The organism is Pseudomonas sp. ML2-2023-6 (assembly GCF_037055265.1).
In the GTDB taxonomy this organism is placed as follows: domain Bacteria; phylum Pseudomonadota; class Gammaproteobacteria; order Pseudomonadales; family Pseudomonadaceae; genus Aquipseudomonas; species Aquipseudomonas kulmbachensis.
This window is the reverse complement of the sequence record NZ_CP146347.1, coordinates 4946389-4962343: the sequence shown is the minus strand read 5'-3', so window position 1 is coordinate 4962343 and position 15955 is coordinate 4946389. Positions and strand designations below refer to the sequence as shown.

Genomic DNA, 15955 nt, shown 5'->3' with positions numbered 1-15955 from the left:
CCTGCAGCCCTTATCGCAGCCTTCGGCAGCGGCTACAGGTTTTTTGCAGTCACAGTTCTTTATCCAACCCGAACCGCTTCATCAGGATTTTCTGCAGTAAACCACTCGGCACCAACGCAGCCAGTAACGGCATGGCACGGCTGCCATTGCCATAGCGCAACAACATTGGTGGCCTGGTTCTTTGTACGGCCTTGAGTACCGCATCTGCAAAGGCTGTTACAGCTGTGGGGTTGTCTTGCGAGGCTTTGGCTCTTGCGCGAATACCGTCGCGCACGGGCCACCAGGCAGATTGCTGGCCAATCAACTGCTCGGCCTGGGCGCTGGCGTTTTTCGCGAAGCTGGTGTCGATGGCGCCGGGCTGTACTTCCAGTACGCGGATGGCAAAAGGCGCCAGTTCCATGCGCAGTGCATCGCTCAATGCATGTACTGCGGCTTTTGAAGCGCAATAGGCCCCGGCAAACGGAGTCACCAATACACCGGAAACGCTGCCGATATTGACCACCAGCCCCTTGTTGCGGCGCAGCGCTGCAAATAGCGCGCGGGTGACACCGACCACTGAAAACACGTTGGTTTCAAATTGCTGCTGCAGCCCCTCGACGCCGCCATCGAGTAACGGGCCCATGGCGCCATAACCGGCATTATTGATCAGCACATCCAGCCCGCTGCCCTCGTGCGCCAAGCGTTCAGCCAGTTGCGCCAATGCGTGTGGGTCATTTACGTCCAGTTGCACTGCGGTGAACCCCGCTGCCGCCAACCGGGCCACATCCTCAGGCTTGCGAGCGCTGGCCCAGACCTCATGACCCGCTGCCTTGAAGGCATCGGCCAGGGCGCGGCCAATGCCGCTGGAGCAGCCGGTGATCAAAACACGGAGCATCGAAAAATCCTTAATTGGAAAAGCTGCCTTGCAGACGTTCTGCTCGGAACTCCAGGGTTTGCGGTCGATAACCGGCGCGCAGGGGCGGCATCGGTAAACAGTCTTGCCAGCTGGCTTGGGCTTGCAGTTCGCCGGGCCCGCGATAGCGTGGGGCGGTATAGAGGTTATCGGCGAGGTTGACGGTATCGCCCGGTGCATAGGCGGCGATGCGCCAGCCAAGTTCGACCAGTGGCACGTCATTGCGGTTTTTCAGGGTCAGTTGCAATGGGCGGTCTGCCGGGCAATGCACGGGGTCATAGACAATACGCAGCTCCAGGCGTGCCAGTTGCTGTGCTTCGCGGTTGTCGAGCCAGGCCACAGACGCTGCAACAATTGCTAGCCCGAACACTGCCGCCAGCGAAACCGGGAAAGCCTTGGACGGATAGCGCAGCAACAGCACAAGCCAGGTGATGATCAGTAACACGCCGATAAACATGGCAGCGCCTCTTGCATGGAATGAGTCTAACTTACCAGCCTGAGGCCCCTGGAGGGGTCATTCCTCAGCGTGGTCGCGCAAAAACACCAACAGATCCGGCTTGGATTGTTCAGCGCTAAAACGATAACCCTGCTCATCGAACTGCTTGAGCTGCTCGGGGTTGTTGATGCGTTCCTTGATTACAAACCGGCTCATCATGCCGCGGGCTTTTTTGGCGTAGAAGCTGATGATCTTGTACTGGCCGTTTTTCAGGTCCTTGAATTCAGTATTGATGATACGTGCGTTCAGGGCCGATTTTTTCACTGCCGAGAAGTACTCGTTGGACGCCAGGTTGAGCAGAACGTCATCGCCCTGTTCCGCCAGTGCTTCATTGAGCCATTGGCTGATTTGCGTGCCCCAGAAGGCGTACAGGTCCTTACCCCGGGCATTGGCCAGCTTGGTGCCCATCTCCAGGCGATACGGCATCATCAGGTCCAGCGGGCGCAACAGGCCGTAGAGTCCCGAGAGCATGCGCAGATGGGTTTGCGCGTAATCAAAGTCCGCTTCGCTAAAGTCCACGGCGTTAAGGCCGGTATACACATCGCCCTTGAATGCCAGCAGTGCCTGTTTGGCATTTTTTGGGGTGAACGCTGGAGTCCAGCTGCCGAAGCGTGCCGCATTGAGCCCCGAGAGCTTGTCGGACAAATGCATCAGCTCGCCAATCTGTTGCGGGCTCAGTTCGCGCAATTGTTCGATCAGCTCCTGGGAGTGGTCCAGGTATTGCGGCTGGGTGAAACGCGCAGTGGCCGGCGGCGTCTCGTAATCGAGGGTTTTAGCGGGTGAAATCACCATCAGCATGAGGTCGTCTCCTTTTAGCGTCTGGGGATTCTAGGGGGTTGGGCGGTTTGACTCCACCTATCGTCGCGATAGGCGTTTGAGACTCTGTAGCCGCTGCCGAAAGCTGCGATAAAGTCCGCAGGACTTTCGGGGCTGCTGCGCAACCTATCGCAGCCTTCGGCAGCGACTACAGGTCACGGGCATTTGTCCGGGTTATAGTGCTGCCAGTTTTTATTGGGAGATTGATCCGTGCGCATTGCTCTTTTTTTCTCGGCCATGCTGGTGTGCCTGGGGGCAGTGGCGGCGCCCAATGAGCCCGCAACGCTGGATCGCAGTACCTGGCCCGAGCAATTGATCAGCCCCGCATTGTTCGATGTTGCTTCGCGGGCCGAAATTCTTGCCTTCGCCCATGCCTTGCTGGTCAGTGAAACGCTGGACGAAAGCGCGCTCAAGCAGCGCCTTGGCCTGAAGACCATCAACCTGGACACCATTGATAACCTGCGTAAACGCATGTGGCAGCGGCTGTTGGCCAATTACAACCTTGCCCAGCAAAGCTGCGATCAGGATGCCTCGTTTTGCTATTACGTCGACGGCATGGACAGCTTGCGCGAGCAGGCCGGCAAGTTTGAAATCGCCGACGACTCGTTTTATGTGGCCTGGGCCGAGCCGAGCCGTGAGTTTCACCAGCGTTATCTGGATGAGCAACTGCGCAAGGCCGCGCTGTTCCCGCAAATCAGCAGCGAAATCGAGCTGTTCGGCGAGCAGGAAAGCAACGGCGAAGCGATGCATGATCGACTGTTTTCATTGACGTTCGACAGCGGCCCCAGCCAATTGCCCGGCACCACCGACTGGTTGACCGACTACCTGCGCAAGCAATCCATGAGCGCGACTTTTTTTGTGTTGGGCAATAGCGCGCAGGTGCGCCTCGACAAAAGCGGTACACAAGCTCTGCAAGCGCTGTACAAGGGCCAGTGTGTGGGCGTGCAGGGCTGGGAGTATCGCTCACACAGTCATTGGCAAGACTGGCAGGACTCGATTTTGCGCACCACGGCCTTGGTCAAACAGGTTGTACCGAACAACTACGTCGCTCTGTTTCGCCCGCCCTATGGGCAGCGGCGGGCAGATAGCGGGGGGTTTTTCCAGGCGCAGGGTTTGCAGGTGTCATTGTGGGATATTGATGCGCAAGACATGTCAGCCAGCCTGAGCGCCGAACAGTCAGCGCAACGGGTGTTGAGCCTGATGCTGTTGTGGCGTCATGGGGTGATTGCGTTTCACGATACCCAGGACAAAGTGCGTACGGCGTTGCCTTGGTTGCTGAAGGCGACGGCACAAAGTGGCTTGGGTTGGGAAGATTGCGAAGTGTTGTAGAACACGCAGTTAATATATGACTCTAGCCCCGCTTCAGGCATCCGCCAAGGGTATTCGTCATTCCATGAAATAAATTGCCTATTCGCTAAAAAAGCTTTTTTTTGTCACACATTTAGGAGTATTACGAAGACAGACGGCCGAAACCTGCAACACAGGTGGCGTCTTCCAAGACCCACCGGGCAGGGTAATTACGGCAGTCACTCCGAGGCGCAGAACTGTTGTGGTATTGCGTCGAATGGCTCCCAAAAAGGTGACCGAGTATGGATGATCACGGACGCACTCCTTCTTCCAACCAGCCAATCCTTTATGTGCTCGATACCAACGTACTGATTCACGATCCAAACGCATTGCTGAACTTCGAGGAACATCACGTCGCGATCCCCATGACGGTGCTCGAAGAGCTCGACAAACTCAAAACCGGCAAGCTGCTGGTGGCCGCGGAGTGTCGTCAGGCTATCCGTTTGATTGATCAGTTGCTGGGAGTTGCCAGCCCTGAAGATGTCGAAAAGGGTGTGCCGATCCAGCGTGGCAAAGGCGCGCCCAAAGGCTTTCTGTCGATCATGATGAGCAAGCGGCGCGAGCCCAACACGCTGCTGCCAGAAAACCTCAACGACAACATCATCATCAACCAGTTGATTGACCTGCACGCCCGCGAACCGAAGTTGCGTGTTGTGCTGGTGACCAAAGACATCAACATGCGCCTCAAGGCCCGGGCTTGCGGGATCGAGTCCGAGGATTACAGCACCGACCAGTTGGTTGACGACGTATCGATGCTGTCGCGTGGTTACCACACCATGACCGGTTCGTTCTGGGACCGCGTCAACAAGGTCGAGACCCGCCAAGGTCATGGCCGTACCTGGCATCAGGTGCAGATGAACGAAAACCTGCCCTCGGTGCATATCAATGAATTCATCATTGATGAGCAGGGCTTTGTCGGCTGGATCAAAGAGGTGCGCAAGGACCAGCTGCTGATTCTCGACATGCACCAGGAGCCACTGCTGCACCAGGAAGCCTGGGGGCTCAAGCCTCGGGATATTTATCAGGGGCTGGCGCTGTTTGCTTTGCTCGACCCGGATATTCATCTGGTCAACCTGTCGGGTGCGGCGGGTTCGGGTAAAACCATCCTGGCGCTGGCGGCCGCGATTGAACAAACCATGGTCAGCAAGCGCTACCGGCGGATTATCTGTACCCGCAGCGTGCAAGGGCTGGATCAGGAAATCGGCTTCTTGCCGGGCACCGAAGCCGAGAAGATGGAGCCTTGGCTGGGGGCTATCACCGACAACCTTGAAGCCCTGCACATGGAGGATGAAAACACCCACGGCAGCGTCGACTACATCCTGAGCAAGGTGCCGTTGCAGTTCAAATCCCTGAACTACATTCGTGGTCGCAGCTTCCAGCAGAGCCTGATCTTGATCGATGAGTGTCAAAACCTCACGCCGCACCAGATGAAAACCATCATCACCCGTGCGGGCGCCGGTTCCAAAGTGGTGTGCCTGGGCAACCTGGCACAGATCGATACGCCGTACCTGTCGGCCACCAGCTCGGGGCTGACCTACCTGACGGAGCGTTTCAAAGACTTCCCCAACGGGGTGCACATTGCCCTGCAAGGGGTGCCTCGCTCGATTCTGGCCGAATACGCCGAATCGCATTTGTAACCTTGCTGGTTTAACCCTGACCCGGGCGGCCTTGAGCCGCCCGGTTGCGTTTCAGGGGGAGGGAGCCGGCGTGTGTCTTCTGGAGATCAGGCTGTAGATCGACGGCAGTACAAACAACGTAAACAGCGTCCCCACCACCATCCCCACGACAATCACGGTGCCCAGTCCGAAGCGGCTGCTGGCCCCTGCGCCGCTGGCAAACAGCAAGGGCACCAGGCCGACCACCATGGCGGCGGTGGTCATCAGGATTGGCCGCAAGCGGATGCGGGCCGAGCGGATGATGGCGTTGGCCGGTGAGCAGCCCGTAGCGGCTTGCAGTTCATTGGCAAACTCGACCATCAGGATCCCGTGCTTGCTGATCAGCCCGATCAACGTCACCAGGCCGATCTGGGTGTAGATGTTGAGCGTGGCCCAGCCCAGTGCCAGCGGGATCAGGGCGCCGCAGATCGACAGCGGTACGGTGATCAGGATGATCAGCGGGTCGCGCAGGCTTTCGTACTGCGCCGCCAGCACCATGTAAATCACGATCAGGGCGAACACAAAGGTCAGCATCAGCGCGTTGCCTTCGTGGATAAATTGCCGCGAATCGGACTGCCAGTCATGGCTGAAGCTGGCGGGCAATTGCTTGCTGTGTTCGGTCAAAAAAGCCACGGCCTGGCCCAGGCTCACGCCGGGTGCCGCGATGCCCTGGAAGGTTGCCGAATTTTGCTGGTTGAACTGTTTCAGGCGGTTGGGCTGGATATCGCTGTGCAGGCTGACCACGGTGGCCAGCGGTACTTGCACCCCGGTATCGGTGGCGAGGTAGAAGCCGTTCAAGGCCTCGGGCGTCAGGCGCTGGCTGGCCCCGGTTTGCGCGATCACATCATAGGAGCGGCCCTGCATCGCGAAGCGGTTGGTGTAGTTTTCGCCGACCAGTATTGCCAGGGTGCTGGCGATGTCTTGCAGGCGGATACCCAGGCTGTTGGCCTTGTTGCGGTCGATCCGCACCTCGGTCACCGGGTTGTTGAACGCCAGGTCACTGTCGACCACGGCGAACAACCCGCTGGCCCGGGCCTGCTGCTTCAGCTGTTCCATGGCCAGGTACAGCGAGCGGTAATCCTCGGTGCTGCGGATCACCAGTTGTACCGGCAAACCACCGGTGGAGGCGGGCAGCGCCGGCATCTGGAAGACGAAGATGGCATTGCCTTCCACGCCGTCGACCCGCTGCTGCAATTGCGTCTGGATCTGCGCTGCGCTGCGCCCGCGCTGGTTCCATTCCTTGAAATTGACTCCGGCATAGCTGGCCGCCACACCGTCGGTGCCGTTGATGATCCAGGTGCCGGTAGCTTCGGGGATGGCACCGAGGACGCCACTCAATTGCGCGGCATAGCGCTCAACAAAGTCGAGGTTGGCGTGTTGCGGGGATTTGATCGCCAGCAGCAGGTTGCCCTGGTCTTCATTGGGCGCCAGTTCTTTTGCGGCCTGGCCGTAGAGCAGTGGCAGGCTGAGCAGGATCAGCACGGCAAAGCCCAGGACCACGCCGCGCTTGCGCAATGACAGCAGCAAGCCTCGCTGATAACGCCGCGATAAACGGTGGAAGAACCCCTCGGCCAGCATGCCCATGGCGCCTTCGTCTTGTCCGGCCGGCAGCAGTTTTGCGCACATCACCGGGGTCAGCGTGAGGGCGATCACTCCTGACACGAGCACCGCGCCGGCCAGAGTCAGGGCGAACTCCTTGAACAGTGCGCCGGTCAGGCCATTCATCAGGCCGATGGGCATGTATACCGCGGCCAGGGTGACAGTCATGGCGATCACCGGTGAGGCGATTTCACGGGCGCCAATCAGCGCAGCCTCAAGCGGGGCGAGGCCTTCCTTGATATGGCGGTGGATGTTTTCGGTGACCACAATCGCGTCGTCCACCACCAGCCCGATGGCCAGCACCATCGCCAGCAGCGTCAGCAGGTTGATGCTGAAGCCAAATAACGCCATCAAGGCCAGGGCGCCGAGGATCGACAGCGGGATGCTGAGGATCGGGATCAGCACCGTGCGCCATGAGCCCAGGCACAGGAAAATGATCAGCACTACAATCAGGATCGCTTCGAGCAGGGTCTGGATCACTTCCACAATCGAGGCTTCGATAAAGTGCGCGGTTTCGAACGCAAGTGCGGCTTCGACCCCGGGTGGCAGGGTTTTCTGGATGTCCGGCAACAGGCGTTTGATGCCCTCGACAATTCCCAGCGGGTTGCCCCCGGGCGTGGCGTACAGCCCCAGATGCACCGCGGGTTTGCCGTCCATCAGGGCGCTGGTTTCGTAGGCGGCCGAGCCCAGCTCGATCTCGGCAATATCGCGCAGGCGTAGCAGGCGGTCCCCACGATTGCTGATCACCAGGTCGCGAAATTCGTCTAGGGTGGTGAGGTCGCTGTTGACCTGAATCGATGACACCACGTATTGCCCTTTGATTTGCCCCGGGGCGGCCTGGAAGTTGTTGGCGCGGATCGCCTGTTCGACCTCGGCGGCGCTGATGCCATGGCCGGCCATGCGTTGCGGGTCGAGCCACAGGCGCATGGCCAGGCGCTGGCCGCCAAAGGTATCGACCTTGGCCACGCCTGCAATCGTGGCGAACAAGGGCTGCACCACCCGGCTCAGGTAGTCGCTTAGGGCTGCGGCCGAGAGGATGTCGCTGGTAAAACCGACATACGCCACGGCGGTGGACTCACCGGCCGAGCGCTCGATCACCGGGTCGTAGGCCTGTTCCGGCAAGCGATACTTGACCTGGTTGACCTTGGCGATCACCTCGCTCATGGCCTTGGCCGAGTCCTGGTTCAGCGCCATGCGCAACGTCACCAGGCTATGGCCCTGCACCGAGGATGAGCTGATGTAGTCGACGCCTTCCACCGAGGCCAGCGACTGGTTGATGGGCTGGGTAACAAAGCCCTGCATCAGTTCGGCCGGGGCCCCGGGGTAGTCGGTGCTGACGGTGATCACGGAGCTTTCCAGCAACGGGTACTGGCGCACGGGCAAACCCATATAGGCTTTGAGCCCGGCCAGCAGGATCATCAGGCTGACCACCAGCGCGAGCACCGGGCGGCGGACGAACATATCTGTGAACTTCACTCGATGGCTCCTGCGTCAACGGCCAGTACGCTGTCGGTAATGGGCTCGATACGTGCGCCATCGCTGAGTTTGATCTGACCGGAGATCACCACTTGATCCCCCGGCGCCACCCCCCGGGTGATCACCACCCAACCCTCGCGGCGCTCGCCGGTCTCGACCGAGACCCGGCGCACAGTGGGTATGCCTGCAGGTTGCACGACATAGAGGTCTTCGCCATACGCGCTGTAGGTCACTGCCGTTTCTGGCACGCTCAAGGTGTTTTCGGGCAGCGGCTGGGGCAAGCGCACCCTGGCAAACATGCGCGGCAGAGCAGCACTTGGCGGGTTTTTCAGGTGTGCCTGCACGCTGGCGGTACGGGAACGCTCAAGGAACGGATCGATGCTGCTGACCACGGCCGTCAGCGGTTGATGGGGCAGGGCATCGAGTTCGACCAGCAGGCTTTTGCCGGTGGCGAAGTGGGGCAGGGCCTGCTCGGGCACACTGAAATTGACGTAAAGGCCCTTGTTGCCGATCAGGTTGATCAGGGTATCGCCGGGGTTCACGTACTGGCCTAAATGGACTTTACGAATGCCCAAAGTGCCGTCGAACGGTGCCCTGATGGTGCGCTGCTCTATCTGTGCCACCAGCCCCTGAACAGCACCGCGGGCGGTGGTGTATTCGGCTTGGGCGTTGTCCAGCGCTTCCCGGGAAATGGCATTGGAACCGATCAGTTTTTTCATCCGCTCAAGGCGTACCCGGGTGTTGTCCAGTTGGCCCTGCAAGCGCACCAGTTGGCCACGCTCGGGCGCATCGTTGAGGCGCAGCAGAACTTGCCCGCGGGTGACTCTTTGCCCGGATTCAATGGGCAGCTCGACGATCCGCCCGCCGATCTCGGCGGGCACGCTGACTTCCTGCACCGCTTCCAGCTCGCCAATCGCGTCCAGATAACGGATAAACGGCTGGTTGCTGACCATGGCCACGGCCACCTTGACCGGCGCGACCTCATACGCGGCGGGTGCCGGTTGTTGCCAGCGCCATACAGCCCAGAAGATCAGGATCAGCATCAGGCCTGAAAACCCGTAAAGGGCGTTGCGTGGGGTAAGCTGGCGCGTGTTACGCGCCGTGGCAGTGGAGGGTGTGGGATCTAGCATGCAGCGCTCCCTTGGAGTGGGCTAATGACAGGAGAGTCGGAGTGTTACTGCGCAATATCGATTTGAATCTGCTGGTGGTGCTTGATGCGTTGCTCACGGAAAAACACGTGACCCGCACCGGTGTTCGCTTGCATCTGAGCCAGCCGGCCATCAGCCACTCGCTGAACAAGCTCAGGCTGCTGCTGGATGACCCGTTACTGATTCGCCAGGGCAATGAGGTGGTGCTCAGTGCCCTGGCGCAAAACCTCCAGGCGCCGCTCAAGGCCGTGCTCGGCCAGATCGAGACCTTGCTTGGCCAGTCCATCGACTTTGTGCCGGCAGACTCGCAGCGCACCTTTCGCGTGGCGATGTCCGATTACGGCGCCGCTATCGTGCTGCCCAAATTGCTGGTGCAACTGCGCAAGCTGGCGCCGGACACCTCGCTGGTGGTGATTCAGGACAGCCGCCTGGGCATGCTGGAGCAAATCGAACAGGGCAAAATCGACCTGGCCGTGGGGGTGTTTGCGACGCTGCCGGCGGATATCAGCTGCGACGTACTGTTCGAAGAAACCTTTACCTGCCTGCTTAACCGTCGTTCGTTGCCCGATAGTGGCGTGCTCGACCTGGACAGCTATCTGGCGCGTCCGCATTTGTTGGTGTCGATGGATGGCAACACCCAGGGCGAGGTCGACAACGTTTTGCGCGCCCGGGGGCTGCAGCGGCGGGTGGCGGTCAACGTTCCCCACTGGGGCACCGCGCCGGGGATGATTGCCGGCACCGATCTGATCCTCACCGTGGCCACCCGCACTCTGGACAACGTGCCGCTGGGGGACACGCTGGTGGCGATACCTCCGCCGCTGACCGTGGCGCCGTTCAACTATGTGCAGGTCTGGCACCAGCGGTTTAATCAGGATCCGGCCCATCGTTGGCTGCGTGAGCTGGTCAAACAGGTAAGCGCGCCTTCAACCCCGTGAGGCAATGACAAACCCTGCCAGCACCACACTCACCCCCAGAATTTTCTGCAGGCTCGGGCTGTTTTTGGGCAGGCCGAGCAAGCCAAAATAATCAATCACCAGCGAAATAATCAGCTGGCCCACCACCACCGCCATGATGAAATTCAGTGCTCCCAGACGCGGCACGGTGATCAGTGCGACGGTGATGTAAAACACCCCGGCCAGGCCTCCGAGCCAGATCCACCAAGGGCCGGTGAGCAGCGCCGCGAGGTTGGGGCGGGGCACTTTCACGATCAGCATCACCAGCGCAATGGCCACGCCACTGACCAGCAACGAAATCACCGTGGCCCAAAACGGGTGGCCGAGCACAACGCCAAGCCGGGCGTTGCTGCCAGCCTGCAAGGGCACGGCAAAGCCTGCAAACAGGCTCAGGGCAATGACAACAAAAAGAGGCATAAGGACGGCTCCGAAGTTTCAACCGTTGTACGGCGAATGCCGGCAGGCGGCCAATTCGATGTTCTGATGCGCGGTATTCGCGGGGTCGATGGTCTTAACCAATTCTCGGGTTTACACTCCTTGCTCCTGTTTGGAGTACCCCCTGTGCTGACTCATTTAGATTCTCAAGGCCGCGCCAACATGGTTGATGTCACCGATAAAGCGGTGACATCCCGTGAGGCGCTGGCACAAGCCGTGGTGCGCATGCGCCCTGAAACCCTGGACATGATCGTCAGTGGTGGCCACCCCAAGGGTGACGTGTTTGCCGTGGCGCGGATTGCCGGGATTCAGGCGGCCAAGAAAACTTCGGACCTGATCCCGCTGTGCCATCCGCTGATGCTCACCAGCGTCAAGGTTGAACTCAGTGCTCAAGGCACTGATGCGGTGCTGATCGTGGCGCGTTGCAAGTTGTCCGGGCAGACCGGTGTCGAGATGGAAGCCCTGACCGCTGCCAGCGTGGCGGCCCTGACGATTTATGATATGTGCAAGGCGGTGGATCGCGGCATGACCATCGAAAGTGTGCGGGTACTGGAGAAGCTCGGCGGCAAGAGCGGGCACTTTCAGGCAGACGCGTCATGAAGCTCAACGTCGTTTTCTTTGCTCGTTACCGTGAGGCGCTGGGGCTGGATGGCGAGTCGGTGGACGGTGAGTTTGCGTCCATCGAACAGCTGCGGGCGCACCTGGCGCAACGCGGTGGCGCCTGGCAGGTGCTGGCCGAGTCCAACCTGATGTGTGCGCGCAACGAAGAACTGTGCAAACTGGATGAACCGCTGGTAGACGGCGATGAAGTCGCCTTCTTCCCTCCCGTGACCGGAGGCTGAGCATGGCGATTCGGGTACAAGCGGCGACCTTTGACCCTGGCGCTGAAGTCAATGCACTGCACGCGGCCAATCTGGGCGTGGGGGCGGTGGTGAGCTTTGTCGGTTATGTGCGCGACTTCAATGAAGGGCGTGATGTGGCGGGGATGTTTCTGGAACACTATCCTGGCATGACCGAAAAGGCCCTGGCCAAGATCATGGTTGAAGCGGAACAACGCTGGCCGTTGCTCAAGCTTGAAGTGCTGCACCGGGTGGGTGCGCTGGAGCCGGGTGAGCCGATCGTGTTTGTGGGAGTGGCCAGTACCCATCGCCAGGCGGCGTTTGACGCTTGTGCGTTTGTGATGGACTACCTGAAGACCCGCGCCCCGTTCTGGAAAAAAGAACAGACCGCTGACGGCCCGCACTGGGTTGAAGGGCGGGCCAGCGACGAAGTGGCGGCAGATCGCTGGAAGTAGCTAACGAGCTTTGTAGCCGCTGCCGAAGGCTGCGATAAGGGAGCCAGGCCCTTCAAAAAGCGTTGCCGCTTCGCAACCCATCGCAGCCTCGTGCCTCGACAGCGGCTACAGAGTAACTACCGATTCAGCGTATTACGCGATTGCATCCGGATCGTGCGGTTTGCGTACCGCTCGTACCACCGGGCGCAGCAATTCGGTTGGCGGCGTTTCGCAGCTGATTTTGCGACCCAGCAAGGCTTCGATCGACGGCAGTTGATACGAGTCGTCTTCACCGGCAAAGCTGATGGAAACCCCGCTGGCACCTGCGCGGCCAGTACGGCCAATGCGGTGCACGTAATCGTCCGGCACTTCAGGCAGGGTGAAGTTGATTACGTGGCTGATGCCGTCGATATGAATTCCGCGACCTGCGACGTCGGTGGCCACCAGCACGCGGATCTTGCCTTCACGAAAGCCTTCCAGCGTCTTGATGCGCTTGTGTTGCGGCACGTCGCCCGATAGCTGGGCAGCGTTGATGCCGTCACGTACCAGGCGCTCTTCTATGCGGCGCACTTCGTCCTTGCGGTTGGCGAACACGATGACGCGCTCCCAGCCGTTGTCGTTCACCAGGTTGAACAACAACTTGTATTTGTCGGCACCGGCAACGGCATACACGTGCTGCTCAACCATATCGCTGGCGACGTTGAGCGCTTCGATTTCGACGATGGCAGGGTCGGTAGTCCATTGCTTGGCCAGGTTCATCACGTCCTCGGTAAAGGTCGCGGAAAACAGCAGCGTTTGACGTTCGGCTTTCTGCGGCGTTTGACGAATGATCTGGCGCACTTGCGGAATGAAACCCATATCCAGCATGCGGTCGGCTTCGTCGAGCACCATCACTTCGACCATGTCCAGATGCACTTCGCCGCGCTGGTTGAAGTCCAGCAGACGGCCCGGTGTGGCGACCAGAATGTCGCAATGACGCGCTTCAAGCTGCTTGAGCTGTTTGTCGAAGTCCATACCGCCGACAAACGTCATGACGTTGAGGTCGGTGTATTTGGTCAGGTCGGCCGCGTCCTTGGCGATTTGCACCACCAACTCGCGGGTCGGCGCGATGATCAGTGCACGTGGCTCACCCATGTAACGCTCTTTGGGCGGCGGGGTCTGGGTCAATTGGCTGATGATCGAGATCAGGAACGCAGCGGTTTTGCCGGTGCCAGTCTGGGCCCGACCAATCGCATCGCGACCGCTCAGGGTGTAGCCCAGCACGCCCGCCTGGATCGGCGTGCAATACGGGAAACCGAGGTCTTGAATGGCGTGCATCAGCTCGGGGGCGAGCTTGAAATCGTGAAAGCGGACTTTGCCTTCTTGTGGCTCGACCGCAAAGTCTTCGAGTTTCCAGGGAATGACCGGTGGCTTGGGGGCCACTTCGCGCCGTGGTTTTGCAACTTTAGGCTTTTCGATACGCGGTTGTTCATCCGCGGGCTGTGCGTCAGGAGTGGTCACCGGCGCTGGGGCTGGAGCAGGAGCAGGAGCAGAACGACCAGGCTGTTGCGCGTCGGTTCGCGGGCTGGTGTTGCTCGAAGGTGTAACGGAAGCTGGCGCGAGCGGCTCAGCCTCGCTTTTACCGAATATTTTTTTGAGTGCTTTGAGCACGGTCATCTCATCAGTTGGTTAAGGAGTGTACGCCGGGCAGTGTAATGCAAGTCGGGTGCTCGGCGTAGTGAACGACAGGATGTTTCGGTTTTAGGTCAGACGTTTCGTCAGCCAGGCCCCGATGTCGCGAATTTCCTCGGGTAACACTTCGTGGCCCATTGGGTATTCCTGCCATGTAACTGCTACGCCTGCTGCCTTTAAACGCTCATAAGCCGTACGGCCCATAGCGTTTTGGACTACATCATCGTACTGCCCATGTAGGCACAGGGCCGGGATACGTTGCTGGCTGGCGGACAATGGCAGCACATCGCTGAACGTCGGTGCATAGGTGGAAAGGGCAAGTACGCCACCCAATGGTCCCTGCCATTTCAAATAAGCAGTGTGGAACACCACGGCACCACCCTGGGAGAAACCGGCGAGGAAAATCCGATTGGCGTCGATACCGCTCTGGCGCTGGGCTTCGATCAATTGAATGACCATGTCAGCCGACTCTTCCAGCTCTTCTTCGCAGATGGAGCGGGCAGGGCTCATGGCTTTGATGTCATACCAACTCGGCATGGCATAACCGCCATTAATGGTCACGGCGCGGGTCGGTGCCTGGGGCAATACAAAGCGTGTAGTCAAAAGCGACTGCTGCAGGATTTCGGCCACCGGCATGAAGTCATAACGGTCGGCACCCAAGCCATGGAGCCAGATAACACAGGCGTCCGCAGTCTTTTGGGGTTGGATAATCAGAGGTTGGGTCATGGCTGCTCCATCGTTGTGCATGTGCGCAAACCGGGTGCGCTACAAAAGTGCTCGATCGGTGAAAAATTACAGAAAATGTCGCTTGCTTGAACGTTTTTTCCAGCATTACGTACTGAACTTACTTAAGCAGCTGGTGTGGTACGCGCTTTGCTATGTGGACAGGGACGTGAATGCGTTCACCTTCGGCGGTAACACTAACAGGCTACTGCCGATGGGGGGACAGCAAAAATCCCGAGGTTGAAGTTAGACAAGGAATTCAACAGCTCAAGTGAGCGCTTCAGTTTGACGGTTCGTGCGATGCACCCATCGCTCAAGACTTATGCCGCTTGACCCAATAAAAGCCAACACGGGTCAACATTGCCTCACAAGGGGGCGGCGGGTCTTGTTCAAACACAATAAAAGCGCAGTACTGGAGGTTTGAATGAAGCAGTTGAAATCCACCCTGGCTCTGGCCACCGCAGCCATCGTGTTGAGTGTCAGTGGCTTTGCCCACGCAGGCGCAACCCTGGACGGCGTCAAAAAGAAAGGCTTTGTGCAGTGTGGCGTCAGCGACGGGTTGCCGGGTTTTTCGGTACCTGACAAAAACGGCAAGATCCTGGGCATTGATGCCGATATTTGCCGCGCAGTGGCCGCAGCGGTATTTGGCGATGCAACCAAGGTCAAGTTCAGCCAGTTGAACGCCAAGGAACGTTTCACCGCGCTGCAGTCAGGCGAAGTTGACGTGCTGTCGCGCAACACCACCTGGACCAGCTCCCGTGACGCGGGCATGGGCATGGTGTTTGCGGGCGTGACCTACTACGACGGTGTTGGCTTTTTGGTCAACAACAAGCTGGGCGTAAAAAGTGCCAAGGAACTGGACGGTGCAACTATCTGTATCCAGGCTGGTACGACTACCGAGCTGAACGTCTCGGATTACTTCCGCGCGAATAATCTGAAGTACACCCCGATCACCTTCGACACCTCTGATGAAAGCGCCAAGTCGCTGGAAAGCGGTCGTTGCGACGTGTTGACCTCCGACAAGTCGCAGTTGTACGCACAGCGCACCAAACTGGCGAACCCAAATGACTACGTGGTATTGCCTGAAACCATCTCCAAGGAGCCTCTGGGCCCTGTAGTGCGTAAAGGCGACGAAGACTGGTTCAGTATTGTGAAGTGGACTCTGTTCGCCATGCTCAATGCAGAAGAAGCAGGTATCACCTCCAAAAACGTCGTGGCTGAAGCCAAGTCGACCAAAAACCCGGATGTTGCCCGCTTGCTGGGTGCTGACGGCGAGTACGGCAAAGACCTGAAACTGCCAAAAGACTGGGTGGTACAGATTGTCAGCCAGGTCGGTAACTACGGCGAAGTCTTCGAGAAAAACCTCGGCAAAAGCACTCCTCTGGCCATCGACCGCGGGCTGAACGCTCTGTGGAATAACGGCGGCATTCAATACGCACCACCCGTGCGCTGATAGCCCTTTCACCCGGTA

At 59.1% G+C, this 15955-nt stretch carries 15 protein-coding genes; 7 read left to right on the top strand and 8 right to left on the bottom strand.

Annotated features, from left to right (window positions below):
• Positions 1–49: 49 nt before the first annotated feature.
• Genes V6L79_RS23010 through yaaA form a run of 3 tightly spaced genes read right to left on the bottom strand, consistent with a single transcriptional unit; the run spans position 50 to position 2186 of the window.
• A complete protein-coding gene (locus V6L79_RS23010; RefSeq protein WP_338579551.1) occupies positions 50–874 on the bottom strand; it encodes an SDR family oxidoreductase in 825 nt (274 codons plus the stop codon).
• 10 nt (positions 875–884) lie between these two features.
• Complete coding sequence (locus V6L79_RS23005) at positions 885–1349, bottom strand: multidrug transporter (RefSeq protein ID WP_261739559.1); 465 nt, start codon at positions 1347–1349, stop codon at positions 885–887.
• A gap of 57 nt (positions 1350–1406) precedes the next feature.
• Positions 1407–2186 (bottom strand): peroxide stress protein YaaA, encoded by a 780-nt coding sequence (yaaA, locus tag V6L79_RS23000; protein ID WP_261739558.1) that lies wholly within the window; start codon positions 2184–2186, stop codon positions 1407–1409.
• A 228-nt stretch (positions 2187–2414) separates the two neighbouring features.
• Between yaaA and V6L79_RS22995 the strand changes: the two genes are divergently transcribed.
• Positions 2415–3533 carry a polysaccharide deacetylase family protein gene (locus tag V6L79_RS22995; RefSeq protein ID WP_321834463.1) on the top strand — a complete coding sequence of 373 codons (1119 nt, stop codon included), beginning with the start codon at positions 2415–2417 and terminating at the stop codon, positions 3531–3533.
• A 260-nt stretch (positions 3534–3793) separates the two neighbouring features.
• Positions 3794–5188, top strand: coding sequence for a PhoH family protein (locus tag V6L79_RS22990; protein ID WP_261739556.1), 1395 nt, complete (start codon positions 3794–3796; stop codon positions 5186–5188).
• A gap of 51 nt (positions 5189–5239) precedes the next feature.
• Here V6L79_RS22990 and V6L79_RS22985 read toward each other — a convergent pair whose 3' ends face one another.
• Together V6L79_RS22985 and V6L79_RS22980 are read right to left on the bottom strand one after the other, a co-directional pair.
• Positions 5240–8281, bottom strand: a complete 3042-nt coding sequence (locus tag V6L79_RS22985) for a MexW/MexI family multidrug efflux RND transporter permease subunit (RefSeq protein WP_338579550.1) — start codon at positions 8279–8281, stop codon at positions 5240–5242.
• Positions 8278–9411, bottom strand: coding sequence for an efflux RND transporter periplasmic adaptor subunit (locus tag V6L79_RS22980; protein ID WP_338579549.1), 1134 nt, complete (start codon positions 9409–9411; stop codon positions 8278–8280). Before V6L79_RS22980 ends, V6L79_RS22985 begins: the two co-directional genes overlap by 4 nt.
• Positions 9412–9452: 41 nt before the next feature.
• Between V6L79_RS22980 and V6L79_RS22975 the strand changes: the two genes are divergently transcribed.
• Positions 9453–10364 (top strand): LysR family transcriptional regulator, encoded by a 912-nt coding sequence (locus tag V6L79_RS22975; RefSeq protein WP_261739553.1) that lies wholly within the window; start codon positions 9453–9455, stop codon positions 10362–10364.
• Here the strand turns inward: V6L79_RS22975 and V6L79_RS22970 are convergent.
• A complete protein-coding gene (locus V6L79_RS22970; protein WP_261739552.1) occupies positions 10353–10799 on the bottom strand; it encodes a DMT family transporter in 447 nt (148 codons plus the stop codon). The two genes, V6L79_RS22975 and V6L79_RS22970, sit on opposite strands and share 12 nt — an antisense overlap.
• A 144-nt stretch (positions 10800–10943) precedes the next feature.
• Between V6L79_RS22970 and moaC the strand changes: the two genes are divergently transcribed.
• The 3 genes from moaC to moaE are packed head-to-tail and all read left to right on the top strand — an operon-like array spanning position 10944 to position 12111.
• Positions 10944–11417 (top strand): cyclic pyranopterin monophosphate synthase MoaC, encoded by a 474-nt coding sequence (gene moaC, locus V6L79_RS22965; RefSeq protein ID WP_261739551.1) that lies wholly within the window; start codon positions 10944–10946, stop codon positions 11415–11417.
• On the top strand, positions 11414–11659 hold the full coding sequence (gene moaD, locus V6L79_RS22960) for a molybdopterin converting factor subunit 1 (RefSeq protein ID WP_261739550.1): 246 nt from the start codon (positions 11414–11416) through the stop codon (positions 11657–11659). The genes moaC and moaD overlap by 4 nt, the downstream gene beginning before the upstream one ends.
• A gap of 2 nt (positions 11660–11661) precedes the next feature.
• Positions 11662–12111, top strand: a complete 450-nt coding sequence (moaE, locus tag V6L79_RS22955; RefSeq protein ID WP_338579548.1) for a molybdopterin synthase catalytic subunit MoaE — start codon at positions 11662–11664, stop codon at positions 12109–12111.
• A gap of 132 nt (positions 12112–12243) precedes the next feature.
• On the opposite strand, the gene rhlB is transcribed toward moaE, so the two are convergent.
• Together rhlB and V6L79_RS22945 are read right to left on the bottom strand one after the other, a co-directional pair.
• Positions 12244–13746, bottom strand: a complete 1503-nt coding sequence (rhlB, locus tag V6L79_RS22950) for an ATP-dependent RNA helicase RhlB (RefSeq protein WP_321834452.1) — start codon at positions 13744–13746, stop codon at positions 12244–12246.
• 84 nt (positions 13747–13830) lie between these two features.
• Positions 13831–14487: an alpha/beta hydrolase gene (locus V6L79_RS22945; protein WP_261739547.1), complete on the bottom strand. Its 657-nt coding sequence runs from the start codon at positions 14485–14487 to the stop codon at positions 13831–13833.
• 421 nt (positions 14488–14908) lie between these two features.
• On the opposite strand from V6L79_RS22945, the gene V6L79_RS22940 reads away from it, so the two are divergent.
• Positions 14909–15937 carry an amino acid ABC transporter substrate-binding protein gene (locus V6L79_RS22940; protein ID WP_261739546.1) on the top strand — a complete coding sequence of 343 codons (1029 nt, stop codon included), beginning with the start codon at positions 14909–14911 and terminating at the stop codon, positions 15935–15937.
• The last annotated feature ends 18 nt before the right edge of the window (positions 15938–15955 follow it).